The organism is Sphingomonas sp. BL-S-30 (genome assembly GCF_055521475.1).
Map to the genome: position 1 here is coordinate 2,068,915 of NZ_CM145481.1, position 13,459 is coordinate 2,082,373.

Genomic DNA, 13,459 nt, shown 5'->3' on the forward strand with positions numbered 1-13,459 from the left:
CCCAATGAGCATTCGCCGGGCGCTCGTCGCCTCCCCGACGCCCCCCGCCCAGGCAGCGGCGGCGGAGCTTGCCGATGCCTATGACTGGGTGCCGGTCGAGGATGCGGAGATGATCGTCGCGCTCGGCGGCGACGGCTTCATGCTGCAGACGCTCCACGCCATGCTCGAACGGCGCAAGCCCGTGGTGCCGGTGTTCGGCATGAACCTCGGCACGGTCGGCTTCCTGATGAACGAATGGCGCCGCCACGGGCTGGACGAGCGCCTGTCGCGCACCAAGGAATTCAAGGTCATCCCGCTCAGCATGACGGCGGAGACGGCCAATGGCGAGGTCTTCAAGCTGCCCGCGATCAACGAGGTCTCGCTGCTGCGCGAAACCCGCCAGACCGCCAAGCTCGAGGTGACGGTGAACGAGCGGGTGGTGATCGACGAACTCGCCTGTGACGGCATCCTGGTCGCGACGCCCGCGGGATCGACCGCCTATAATCTCTCCGCTCACGGCCCGATCCTGCCGCTCGGCTCGGCCATGCTGGCGCTGACCCCGATCAGTCCGTTCCGTCCCCGACGCTGGCGCGGCGCAATCCTGCCGGACAAGGCGCGCATCTCGCTGCGCGTGCTCGAACCGGCCAAGCGCCCGGTCAGCGCGGTCGCCGATCAGCGCGAGATTCGCGAAGTCGCGAAGGTGGATATCGCGATCGACCGCGCCCGCGAGCTCACGCTTTTGTTCGATCCGGAACATGCTCTGGACGACCGCATCACGATGGAACAATTCATCGCCTGATGGGGTTGCATCGTCTGAATCGCAGGCTATACAGCGCGCCTCCGCACGGTATTCCCTGATAGCTCAGCGGTAGAGCTCTCGACTGTTAATCGAGCGGCCGTTGGTTCGAATCCAACTCAGGGAGCCACCGTTCCACGGCAGGAACGGATGAAGCGTAGCGCCACGTACCTGCGGTCAATGGGCGCCGAAATGCACCGTGCCCGTAAGCCCCCAGGTCCGCGGCTTGGCGTAGACGCCCGCGACCGTGCCGTCGAACAGCGTGTTGTCATAGCCGTAAACGCGGTAGCGCTCCTCGAAGATGTTGTTCACGAAGAACGCCGCCTCCCAGAGACCGCCCGGCGACACATAGCCGATCCGCGCATTGACGACGTCATAGGCCCCTTCCCGCTCGACCGGCGCGCAGAGCACGGTGAAGCAGAAGCTGCCGCTATGCTGGAAATCGCCCTGCACCGACGCCATGCCCCCTAGAAAGGCGAATTCGTACCGCGCGAGCGCATTGCCGGAAAAACCCGGTGCCTGGGGCAGATCATGCGTTTCGATCGTCGCGAGATCCGGCAGCGCGACGTTGCGGACCTCGCTGTGCAGCACCGAACCGCTTGCCTGAAGCGTGAGGCCGCGAAGCGGTCGCGTCGCGAATTCAACCTCGATGCCTTCCGATTTCGCGGGGAGGTTCACCACCGTCTGCACCGCGCCATATTGGGCAAAGGCCTGATAGTCGTGATATTCATAGTGGAAGGCGGCGATGTTCAGCGTCGTGCCGGGCGCGAGGGTCGCCTTCGCCCCAAGCTCATAGGCATCGAGCTTTTCGGGGCGATAGGGAATGCCGTTGAGCGTCGCGACTTCGGCGCCCGGAAAGGGCGTGCCGGTCGAAAAGGTGAAGCCCCCGCTCTTCGATCCCCGGTTGTAGCTCGCATAGAGCAGCAATCGATCGACCGGCTTGTAATCGATCTCCGCGCGCGCGGTGAGGCCGTTGAATGTCGGCGTCGCGTTGGCCGGCGTCGTGACGACCCCGGTCGCGGGTTGAGTGACGCCGAACGACCCGTAGGATACCTCGCGCGGGTTGAAGGTGATCGAGACGCCAGTGCTCGGCTCCGATCCGAAATAGCTGCCGCGGCGCGAATCATGCCAGTAGCGCAGACCGCCGATCAGCTTGACCTTGTCGGTGACCGCCCATTCGTCCTGCGCGAAGAAGGCGAAGGATTCCGCCCGCTGCGAAAAGGCGACCAGGGGATCATAGCCGTAGAACAGATCGGCATATTTGCCGGTATAATGGCCGTTGACGATCAGTCCGTATCCACCAACGGTGAGTTCATTGGCGCCGAGGTGCGCCTGCAGCCGCACTTCCTGCGAGCCCTGGTCGAGCTTCGACCCCTGGTAGAAGAACACGCCGTCGGCTGGCGACGAATCCCCGTCCTCGACATAGAATTTGGTGCCGTGCTGGTAATCGGTGATCGAGATGAGATCGAGGCCATCGGCGAGACTCGCTTCGACCCGCAGCGTCGCGCCGAACACCTTGCGATCGACATAGCTCGGATCGGTTGCCGCGGTCTTGTACGGATCGCCGCCACGCGTCGGGTTGATCGCATCGTTGCGATAGCCGGCGCCCGTCTCTCCCGGGCCCGATCCCCAATAGCCGCAGCTCTCGTTCGCGCCGAGTACCTCGCCCTGGAACTGCGCATTGGGGCAGCTTGCGACCAGCGAATACAGGCCCGCCTGGCGCTCGCGCGGCGCGCGCATGTACCGAAGTGTCAGGCGTGTCGAAATGCTCTCCGTCGGCTGCCATGCGACGATGCCGCGCAGCGCCCAGTGATTGTTGGCGCCACGCGCCGGCATGCCGGGATTGATATTCTCGATATAGCCCTTGTCGCGATCGCGGATGCCGGCGAGACGGATCTGCAGCGTATCGGTGATCGGCCCGGAGACCGCGCCCTCGGTGACGATCTGGCCGTAGCTGCCGACGGTGACCGTGGCATAGCCGCTAAAGCTGCTCGTCGGCTGGTTCGAGATGAACTGCACCGCGCCGCCGGTGGCGTTGCGCCCGAACAACGTGCCCTGCGGCCCCCGCAGCACCTCGACCCGGGCAAGGTCGAAGGTCGGGAAGCTCGCCAGGTTGATCGAGCTCGAATAGCTGTCGTCCTGGTAGACCGCGACCGGCGGCTCCTGCTGGTCGCCATAATCGTTCTGCGACACGCCGCGAATGTTGAACACTACCTGCGCCGACGAATAGGCGTTCATCTTGAGCGTAGGGACCGCACGGGTCAGGTCAGTCGCATTGTTGATGTTGAACTTCTGCAGCGTATCGCCCGACAGTGCGGTGATCGCGATACCGACGTCCTGCAGTTTCTGTTCGCGGCGCTGGGCGGTGACGACGATGTCGGCGGGATTTTCGGAAGCCGGGCTGGCCGGCGTGGTCTGCGCCACCGCGCCGTTCGGAACCATCGCCAGAAGCCCGACAATCGATGCGCTCGCCAGCCATGGGCCGCGCAGATCGGTCATTTTCATTGCCATTTCCATGCCCCTTTAGTCGTCGGATTACCCCACTCCGCTTTTGATCGAAGCCTGCCGCTTCACCGCGCAGCTCTGGTCGACGACGCACCTCATCCGGACATCGCGGATGCCGAGGGCGCCGGCCTCTTGACGAGAAGTGCCGTGGCGACCGCCACGAGCATCAATGCGAGGAACACGAGGAATATCGCCCCGTTGTAATAAATCATCGCCGCCAGCGCGACGACCGACATCGCCAGCGCGAACCCCGGCGCGAGGGGATAGAGCGGCGCGCGATAGGGTCGATCGAGCGCTGGCTCGGTCTTCCGCAGGCGGAACAGGCTCGCCATGCTCATCATGTACATCACCAGCGCACCGAACACCGACATGGTCACGATGCTCGCGGTCAGCGACTGGCCGGCAATGCCGATCAGGCTGTCGCTGTAGATCGCCGCGACGCCGACCATGCCGCCCGCGACTGTCGCGATATGCGGCGTGCGGAAGCGCGGATGCAGCCGCGCGAAAATCAAGGGCAGATAGCCCGCGCGCGACAGCGCGAAGATCTGCCGGGCATAGCCCATGATGATCCCGTGGAACGAGGCGATCAGGCCGAACAGGCCGAGCCAGACCAGCATGTGCAGCCAGCCGCTCGACGAGCCGACCACCGTCTTCATCGCCTGGGGCAGCGGATCGTTGAGGTTCGACAGCGCCTTCCAGTTGCCCGACCCGCCCGCGAAGATCATCACCCCGAACGCCAGGGCGGTGAGCGTCAAGATGCCCGCGATATAGGCGATCGGGATGGTGCGCCGCGGCTCGCGCGCTTCCTCGGCGGCCATCGCCACGCCCTCGATCGCCAGGAAGAACCAGATCGCGAACGGGATCGCGGCAAAGATGCCGCCGATCGAGCCGATCGTGAAATGGGCGGCACCGCTCCAGCCGTCGGCGGCGAAGCTGGTCCAGCTGAATGCCGGCGCCACGACCCCCATGAACACCAGCAGCTCGCCGACCGCCAGGAGCGTCACGAACAGCTCGAAGGTGGCGGCGATTCGTACCCCGACGATATTGAGCAGGACAAAGACCACATAGGCGCCGAGTGCGGCATGCTTCGGGTCGAGCCCGGGAAACTGCACGTTGAGATAGGCGCCGATCGCCAGCGCGATCGCCGGCGGCGCGAACAGGAATTCGATCAGCGTGGCGAAGCCCGCGACGGCACCGCCGACCGGCCCAAAAGCGCGGTGACTATAGGCGAATGGCCCGCCCGCATGCGGAATCGCGGTGGTCAGTTCGGTAAAGCTGAAGATGAAGGCGACATACATCGTCGCGACGACGATCGTCGTGACCAGGAAACCGAGCGTCCCGGCCGTCGCCCAGCCATAGCTCCAGCCGAAATATTCGCCCGAGATGACAAGCCCGACGGCGATGCCCCAGAGATGGAAGGCATTGAGATTCTTGGCGAGCGTGACGTCCTGACGGTCGTGCATCGATGTCCCCCGGGCGCCCGGGAGCGGCCATTTGCCTGGCACCACCGGGGACACCCCATCGGCCGAGTATCATCGCGTCCGCCGCTGCTGGAAAGGCCTGTTGTGCGGCGCAGCGAAGTAAAAGCGCTTCTTATGCGGGGTATAACGAAAGCCGACTTCACAGCATCAAGGGCAAGCGCCAAGCATCGGCTTTTCGCTCGCATCGGGATCAGTGCATGGCTGGCGCCAAACCCAATATCCTGATCCTGATGGTCGACCAGATGGCGCCGGGCGCCCTGCCCGCCTATGGCAACATGGCCGTCAAAAGCCCGAACATCGACCGGCTGGCCAAGACCAGCGTGGTGTTCGATTCAGCCTATTGCAACAGCCCGCTCTGCGCGCCGTCGCGCTTTTCGTTCCTCGCGGGCCTGCTGCCGTCGCGTATCGGCGGCTATGACAATGCCTGCGAATTCCCGGCCGATCGCCCGACCGTCGCGCATCACCTGCGGCGTCGCGGGTATCGCACGATCCTTGCCGGCAAGATGCACTTTGTCGGCCCGGACCAGCTGCACGGGTTCGAGGAGCGGCTGACCACCGACATCTACCCGGCCGATTTCGCCTGGACGCCCGACTGGACCCGGTTCGACGAGCGGCCGAGCTGGTATCATTCGATGGATTCGGTGCTGAGCGCAGGTCCGTGCATCCGCACCAACCAGCTCGACTATGACGAGGAAGTGAGCTTCGTCACGCGCCGCAAGCTGTTCGAGATCGCGCGCGACAGCGACGACCGGCCCTTCTTCATGGTGATGTCGCTCACCCACCCGCATGATCCCTTCGCGATCCCGCAGCGTTACTGGGATCTGTACGACCATGCCGGGATCGGCCTTCCCCGCGTCAGCATCCCGATCGAGCGGCAGGACCCGCATTCGCTTCGGCTGCGGCACGTCTGCGGGCTCGACCTGGACGAGGTCACCGATGAGCAGGTCCGCGCCGCGCGGCATGCCTATTATGGCGCGATCAGCTTTGTCGACGAGCAGATCGGCGCTGCCCTCGAAACGCTCGCCCAGACGGGCATGGCCGACGACACGATCGTGCTGCTGATCGGCGATCATGGCGAAATGCTCGGTGAGCGTGGCCTCTGGTACAAGATGAACTTCTTCGAGGGAGGCGCGCGCATTCCAATGATCGTCAACGCGCCGGGCAGGTTCGACCCGAGGCGCGTGGCGGAGAGCGTGTCGCTGGTCGACCTGTTGCCGACGCTGATCGATCTCGCGGGCGGCGACGACGACGCCGGCACCCCGCGCGACGGCACCAGCCTGATGCAGCACCTGGCCGGCCAGCCTGGCCATGACCTGGTGCTGGGCGAATATCTCGGCGAGGGCGCGATCGCGCCGATCGTGATGATCCGCCGCGGACCGTTCAAGTTCATCCACTCGCCGGTCGATCCCGACCAGCTATTCGATCTTGCCGCCGACCCGGACGAACTGATCAACCTCGCGCCGTCGTCCGACCATGCGGCACTGGTGGCCGACTTCCGGCGCGAGGTCGCGGCGCGCTGGGATCTTGGCCGGATCGAGGCTGAGGTGCTGGCGAGCCAGCAGCGCCGCCGCCTGGTCGCCGCCGCGATGGCCGAGGGCAAAAGGACGTCGTGGGACTATCAGCCCTGCCGTGATGCTTCGCAGGAATATGTGCGGGGACATATGGACCTCGAAGAGCTCGAAGCCTCGGCCCGATTCCCGCGGGTTCGCAGCGAATAGCGATCCAGCTGAAGCAAGTTCAGCATGACGGCAGGTTTGTCATGGAACGAACTTAAGGTTCAGGGCACCAGGTTTCGGCCTTCGGCGGGGAACGAGAAGGGTGAGGCGGGCGCGTCCGTCAGGCCCCGGCGGGGCTCTGACGGAGCGCGCGCAGGATGTCGGTGCCCGAGCAGACGCCGACCAGCCGGCCGCCTTCGACCAGCAGCACCGGATGGGCGGATTCGGCGCAGATGCGGATCAGCGTGCGCACCGAGATGCCGGCCGGGCATGCGACGACGGCGTCGGGAAAGGCGTGGTGCGCATCGGGATCATCGATCGTGGTAATGGCATGCGCCTCGCCGGCGATGGTCAGTCTGCCAAGGCCCTCACCTTCTCCCAGCCGGTACAGGCCGTGCTCGTCGAGATGGATCTCACCGTCCCGCGCGACCAGCCCAGCCGCCGGGCGCATCACCGACGCGCCGTTCATGACGTTGAGCGGGTTCATGTGGCGCACGAATTCTGCGACATAGTCGGTCGCCGGACGCAGCACGATATCCTCTCCGGTGCCGCTCTGGATGATATGCCCGCCTTCGAGGATCGTCACCTGGTCGCCCAGCTTCAATGCCTCGTCGAGATCGTGGCTGACGAACAATATGGTCTTCTGGACCTGCTCCTGCAGGGTCAGCAACTCGTCCTGCAACTTGGCGCGGATCAGGGGGTCGAGCGCGGAAAAAGGCTCGTCCATCAACAGGATATCGGCGTCCGTCGCAAAGGCACGAGCCAGGCCGACGCGCTGCTGCATGCCGCCGGAAAGCTCGCCGGCATAACGATCGGCCCATTTGTCGAGACCGACCAGGGCGAGGCGTTCGTCCACGATCTCGGCGATCTCCGCCTTGGGCGTGCCCCGCAGCTCGAGGCCGAAGGCGACATTCTCGCGCACCGTGCGCCACGGCAGCAGCGCGAATTGCTGGAACACCATCGCCACCCGGTTGCGACGGATATGGCGCAGCGTCGCCTCGTCGCAATCGGCGATATCCTTCGAGCCCAGACCGTCGCGCACCAGCACATGCCCGCGCGTCACCTTGTTGAGCCCGTTGGCCGCCCGCAACAGAGTCGATTTGCCCGAGCCGGACAGCCCCATCAGCACGGAGATCTTGCCCTGTTCGACCACCAGGCTGGCGTTGGTGACACCGAGCACCACATTGGTCTGCCGTGCGATCTCGGCGCGGTCGGCACCCTGGTCGAGCAGCTTCAGCGCCGTCGCAAGACTGTCGTCATGCCGCTTGCCCTGGCCCTTGCAGAACAGGATATCGACGTTGCGGAATTCGAGCGCGACGGTCATGGCGTTCCCTTCGCGTCGTTGCGTGTGATGCGATCGAGGATGATGGCGAGCAGCACGATGGCGAACCCGGCCTCGAAGCCCATGCCGACCTGGACCGTGTTGAGCGCCCGCACCACCGGCACGCCCAGCCCGCCCGCCCCGACCAGGGCGGCGATCACCACCATCGATAGGCTGAGCATGATGCACTGAGTGATGCCGGCGACGATCGACTGCCGCGCCGCGGGCAATTCCACCTTGGTGAGCAGCTGCCAATTGGTCGCGCCGAAGGACTTGCCCGCTTCCAGCAAGGGCGTCGGCACCGACATGATGCCGAGCTGAGTCAGGCGGATCGGCGCGGGCAACGCGAAGATGATCGTCGAGATCAGCCCGGGCACGACGCCGAGCCCGAACAGCACCAGCGTCGGGATCAGATAGACGAAGGTCGGCAGCGTCTGCATCAGGTCCAGCACGGGCCGGAGCATGTCGAACGCCCGCGGTCGATGCCCCGCCCAGATGCCGATCGGAACCCCGATCACCGTCGAGACCGCGGCGGCGAACATCACCAGCGACAGCGTCTCCATCGTCGCTGCCCAATAGCCCTGGTTGATGATGAACAGCAGCGCGAGCGGCACGAAGATCGCAAGCGCGACGGAGCGCCGCAGATAATAGGCAAGTCCGGCCATCAGCGCCACGAAGAGCAACGGCGGGATGAACATCAGCACCGCGGTCAGCGCATTGACCGACGACCCGACGACCGTCGTGATCAGCGCGAAGATCGCGGCATGGGTTTTAATGCCCTCGACCAGATCGTTCATCCAGACCCCGACCGGGATCTTGTGCTCGGTGATGAAGCTGCCCCGCGCCGCCGGGGCGAGCGCCGCCATCACAGCCGCGTCGCCCGGCTTGCCGTCGAACGTCGTCACGCCCTTCAGCCAGGTTCGCACCTTGTCGGGGTGATCCCGCAGCCAGTCGCGCGCGGCGATCGTCGGACTGCCCTTCTCGACACCTGTCTCCATCAAGGCATTCTCGTCGCCGACCTCGAAGACCAGGTTCCTGAGCAGGCGCCCGACATTGGGGCATTGTTCGAGATAGCCCGAGCGCACATTGGTATAGACCTTGGCGCCGCCGAAATTCGGTCCGAACACGGCATCACCACCCGACAGGTAGCGCATCTTGAAGCGGCTGTTCATCGGGTGCGGCTGCCAGCCGAGAAAGACGATCGAGCGATGATTGCGCACCGCGCGCTCCACCTCGGCAAGCATGCCCTGCTCGCTGCTTTCGATCAGCTTGAACTGGCCGAGCCCGAACTGGTTCTTGCCGATCATGCCGAGCACCAGCCGATTGCCGTCATTGCCCGGCTCGATCCCGTAGATTTTCGCGCCGAGCGGGCCGGCAAAGCGCTGGATCGAGTCGAAGTTCTTGAGCCCGGCATCGTAGAGATAGGACGGGACCGCCAGGGTGTAGCGGGCATCGACCAGGTTCGCGCGAACCACATCGATCGAATGATCGTCGAGAAAGGGCTTCTGATCGGCCGACTGAGTCGGCATCCAGTTGCCGAGGAAGATGTCGATGTCGCGGTTGCGCATGCCGTTGAAGGTGACCGGCACCGACAGCACGGTGATGCGCCCTTCATACCCCAAGCCGCCGAGAAGCTGGGATGCAAGAGCGGTAGTAGCGGTCACGTCGGCCCAGCCGACATCCGCCAGCCTCACCTGCCGGCACAGTGGCGGATCGCCCGCCGCCTCGACTGCGGCGGGAAAGCCGAGTAGAAGAAACATGGCAAGGACTACCGACCTGCTAAACCAGCCCCTTGCCATTGGCGTTTTCCCCGAAAGCCCAAGCTGGCATAGTTGACTAAATGTTCAACGGATGTGCAAGCGCTATGTCTGTTCGAGCGCATTATCTTTGCAACGCCTGATATTGGCGTGCATATTATCGATTGAACGGTGATTCAGGAGACGCGGAAAGTGTTGGTTTCGGCTGCTTCAACGGCGGTATCGAGCGACGATCGGCGCGCGCGCCAATTGATCGAGATGACGATCGACAGCCTCGCCGAGATGGGGTTCGTCGGAACCACGCTGGCGGAGATCGGCGGGCGTGCCGGGGTGTCGCCTGGTCTGGTGGCCCATTATTTCGGTGACAAGAACGGTCTGCTCGAGGCGGCATTCCGTTTCCTGGCCGGTCGACTGGGGGAGAATCTGCTCGTCCGGCTGGCCAGTGCCGAGGGCCCCCGTGCCCGGTTGCAGGCAGTGATCGACGCCAACCTGGCGCCGGAGGAGTTCGATCCGCGCACCAGCACGGTGTGGCTCGCCTTTTGGGGCCAGGTGCTTCACGCGCCGCATCTGGGCCGCATCCAGCGCGTCTATCAGAAGCGCATGCTGTCGAACCTGCGCTACGCGTTGCGCCAGCTCGTGCCGCCGGCGGACGCCACCAAGCTCGCCGCGATGATCGCCGCGATGATCGATGGCGTCTGGCTGCGAGGCGCCCTTTCCGGCTGGGTCGAGACCGACAGCGAGACGGCGCGCTCCATGCTCACCTCGTTCGTGGACAATTATCTCAGCGACCTGCCGCCTCTTGCCGCCGCGAGGCCAGTGCCGCGCACGGTGATCACGCCGATCAATCCGGCCACGGGCGAGATCCTCGCCAGGATCGCGGTCACGCCATTGGCGGCGGTGGATGCGGCGGTTGCCCGGGCAAAGGCAGCACAGATCGGCTGGGCAGCGATGCCGCCGGTCGAGCGCGGCCGGATCCTACGCCGCGCCGCCGATATCCTGCGGGCCCGCAACGACCGGCTCGCACGGATCGAGACGCTCAATACCGGAAAGCCGATCCAGGAAACGCTTGCCGTCGACGTCCTGTCCGGGGCGGACTGCCTGGAATATTATGCCGGCGTGACGGCGACCATCGCGGGCCAGCATCTCGATCTGGGCGCCGGCGCCTTCGCATATACGCGGCGCGAGCCGCTCGGCGTCGTCGCGGGCATCGGCGCGTGGAACTATCCTTTGCAGATCGCCTGCTGGAAGGCGGCACCGGCGCTCGCCTGCGGGAACGCGATGATCTTCAAGCCGGCCGAACAGACGCCGCTGACCGCGATCGAGCTGGAGGACGTGTTCCGCGAAGCCGGGCTGCCCGACGGTGTCTTCCAGGTCGTGCAGGGCTTCGGCGAAACGGGCCGCGCGCTGACCGGCCACCGCGACATCGCCAAGATCTCGCTGACCGGCTCGGTCGAGACGGGCAAACTGGTGATGGCCGATGCGGCGCGGAGCCTGAAGGCCGTGACGCTGGAACTGGGCGGAAAATCGCCGCTGATCGTGTTCGACGATGCCGGCATCGACAATGCGGTGTCGGGCGCGATGCTCGCCAATTTCTATTCGAGCGGCCAGGTCTGCTCGAACGGCACCCGCGTTTTCGTGCAGCGGTCGATCCTGAAGACCTTTATCGACCGGCTGATCGCCCGCACCAGCGCACTGCGGATCGGCGATCCGCTCGACCCCGACACCCAGATCGGCCCGTTGGTCACCGAGGCGCAGATGGAATCGGTGCTCGCCCATATCGCGCGCGCGCGGCACGCCGGCGTGCGCCTGGTCCATGGCGGCGAACGGCGAGTCGAGGGCGCGATGGCTAGCGGCTATTATGTCGAACCGACCATCTTCGAGGCGGCCGACGATCGCCCGGCGATCGTGCGCGACGAGGTGTTCGGCCCGGTCATGACGATCCTCGCCTTCGACGACGAGGAGGAAGTGATCGCCCGCGCCAACGCCACCGAATTCGGGCTGGCCGCGGCGGTGTTCACGGCGGACCTGACCCGGGCGCACCGCGTCATCGCGCGTCTCCAGGCCGGGACGTGCTGGATCAACCAGTACAACATAACCCCGGTCGAAATGCCGTTCGGTGGCATGAAGGCGTCGGGGCTGGGCCGCGAGAATGGCCTGGCCGCGATCGAACATTATACGCAGCTGAAGAGCGTCTATGTCGCCATGGCCGATATCGACTGCCCTTACTGACGCCATTCGGGAATGCAGGTGGAATACGATTACATCATCGTCGGCGCCGGATCGGCCGGTTGCGTCCTGGCCGACCGGCTGAGCGCCGATGGGACCAACCGCGTGCTCGTGCTCGAATTTGGCGGATCCGACCGGTCGGTGTTCATCCAGATGCCGAGCGCGCTGTCGATCCCGATGAACAAGGCCAAGTATAACTGGCAATATGAGTCCGAGCCCGAGCCGCATCTCGGCGGGCGGCGCATGCATACGCCGCGCGGCAAGGTGCTGGGCGGCTCCTCGTCGATCAACGGGCTGGTCTATGTCCGGGGCAATCCGATGGACTTCGAGCGCTGGGAGGAAGAAGGCGCGGCCGGCTGGGGCTATCGCCATGTCCTCCCCTATTTCCGGCGCGCCGAGACGCGCGAGGAAGGCGGTAACCTCTATCGCGGTGACGAAGGCCGGCTCCACACCCGCTACGGGCCAATGACCAACCCGCTCTATCGGGCCTTCCTCTTGGCCGCCGAACAGGCCGGCTATCCACTGACCGACGACATCAACGGGGAGCAGCAGGAAGGCTTCGGCCGGATGGACATGACCGTCCATCGCGGCCGCCGCGCGAGCGCCGCCAACGCCTATCTGAAGCCGGCGATGGGCCGGCCCAATCTAACGGTGGAGACTCATGCGCTCGCCACGCGCATCCTGTTCGAGGGTCGCCGCGCGGTCGGCATCGCCTATCGCCAGCATGGCGCCGAGCATCAGGCACAGGCGCGGCGCGAGGTCATTCTTTCGGGCGGCCCGATCAATTCACCGCAATTACTCAAGCTCTCGGGCATCGGCCCGGCGGCGGAGCTGAAAGCGCATGGCATCGCCGTGCTCCATGACCTGCCCGGCGTGGGGGAGAATTTGCAGGACCATCTGGAATTCTATTTCCAGAAGGAATGCCTGCAGCCGATCACGCTCTATTCGTCGATGAACCCGTTGGCCAAGCTGGCGATCGGGGCGCGCTGGCTGCTGCGCAAGGACGGGCTCGGCGCCACCAACCATTTCGAGAGCTGCGGCTTCATCCGCAGCCGGGCGGGCATCCCCTATCCCGACATCCAGTTCCATTTCCTGCCGCTCGCGGTGACCTATGACGGTCGTTCGCTGGCGAAAAGCCATGGCTTCCAGGCACATGTCGGGCCGATGCGTTCGAAAAGCCGCGGCAATGTCACGCTGGCGTCGGCGGAGGCGAGCGACAAGCCAGTCATCCGCTTCAACTATATGAGCCATCCCGACGACTGGGCGGAAATGCGCGCCTGTGTCCGGCTGACGCGCGAGATCTTCGCGCAGGAAGCGCTCGCGCCCTATTCGGGGCGCGAGATCCAGCCCGGCGGGGACGTGACCAGCGACGAAGCGATCGATGCCTTTGTCCGCGATCATGTGGAAAGCGCCTATCACCCGTCCTGCACCTGCAAGATCGGCAGCGACGACGATGCCATGGCGGTGGTCGATGCCGAATTGCGCGTGCGCGGCGTCGAGGGATTGCGCGTGGTGGATTCGTCGGTGATGCCGTCGGTGACGACCGGCAATCTCAACGCGCCGACGATCATGATCGGCGAAAAGGGCGCGGATCACATCCTCGGGCGGCCGCTCGCCCCGGCCTCCAACGCGCCCTTCTATACCGCGCCTGAGTGGAAAACGGCGCAGCGCTGACCGGG

At 65.1% G+C, this 13,459-nt stretch carries 8 protein-coding genes and 1 tRNA gene; 5 read left to right on the plus strand and 4 right to left on the minus strand.

What is annotated here, in order from left to right; all coding sequences use genetic code 11:
* Positions 1–4: 4 nt before the first annotated feature.
* Together ACZ1I5_RS09500 and ACZ1I5_RS09505 are read left to right on the plus strand one after the other, a co-directional pair.
* On the plus strand, positions 5–778 hold the full coding sequence (locus ACZ1I5_RS09500; RefSeq protein WP_465173444.1) for an NAD kinase: 774 nt from the start codon (positions 5–7) through the stop codon (positions 776–778).
* A gap of 52 nt (positions 779–830) precedes the next feature.
* Positions 831–905, plus strand: a tRNA-Asn gene (locus tag ACZ1I5_RS09505).
* Positions 906–952: 47 nt separating this feature from the next.
* Here the strand turns inward: ACZ1I5_RS09505 and ACZ1I5_RS09510 are convergent.
* Both ACZ1I5_RS09510 and eat read right to left on the minus strand, forming a co-directional pair.
* Positions 953–3,280, minus strand: coding sequence for a TonB-dependent receptor (locus ACZ1I5_RS09510; protein WP_465173445.1), 2,328 nt, complete (start codon positions 3,278–3,280; stop codon positions 953–955).
* A gap of 95 nt (positions 3,281–3,375) precedes the next feature.
* Positions 3,376–4,743 carry an ethanolamine permease gene (gene eat / locus ACZ1I5_RS09515; RefSeq protein WP_465173446.1) on the minus strand — a complete coding sequence of 456 codons (1,368 nt, stop codon included), beginning with the start codon at positions 4,741–4,743 and terminating at the stop codon, positions 3,376–3,378.
* A 215-nt stretch (positions 4,744–4,958) separates the two neighbouring features.
* Here eat and betC point away from each other — a divergent pair, with 215 nt between their 5' ends.
* On the plus strand, positions 4,959–6,479 hold the full coding sequence (gene betC, locus ACZ1I5_RS09520) for a choline-sulfatase (protein WP_465173447.1): 1,521 nt from the start codon (positions 4,959–4,961) through the stop codon (positions 6,477–6,479).
* 118 nt (positions 6,480–6,597) lie between these two features.
* Here betC and choV read toward each other — a convergent pair whose 3' ends face one another.
* Both choV and choW read right to left on the minus strand, forming a co-directional pair.
* Complete coding sequence (gene choV / locus ACZ1I5_RS09525) at positions 6,598–7,800, minus strand: choline ABC transporter ATP-binding protein (protein WP_465173448.1); 1,203 nt, start codon at positions 7,798–7,800, stop codon at positions 6,598–6,600.
* Positions 7,797–9,557, minus strand: coding sequence for a choline ABC transporter permease subunit (choW, locus tag ACZ1I5_RS09530; protein WP_465173449.1), 1,761 nt, complete (start codon positions 9,555–9,557; stop codon positions 7,797–7,799). The genes choV and choW overlap by 4 nt, the downstream gene beginning before the upstream one ends.
* 189 nt (positions 9,558–9,746) lie before the next feature.
* On the opposite strand from choW, the gene betB reads away from it, so the two are divergent.
* Entirely contained in the window at positions 9,747–11,783 is a 2,037-nt protein-coding gene (gene betB, locus ACZ1I5_RS09535) for a betaine-aldehyde dehydrogenase (protein ID WP_465173450.1), read from the plus strand.
* 12 nt (positions 11,784–11,795) lie between these two features.
* Positions 11,796–13,454 (plus strand): choline dehydrogenase, encoded by a 1,659-nt coding sequence (gene betA / locus ACZ1I5_RS09540; protein WP_465173451.1) that lies wholly within the window; start codon positions 11,796–11,798, stop codon positions 13,452–13,454.
* Positions 13,455–13,459 lie beyond the last annotated feature (5 nt).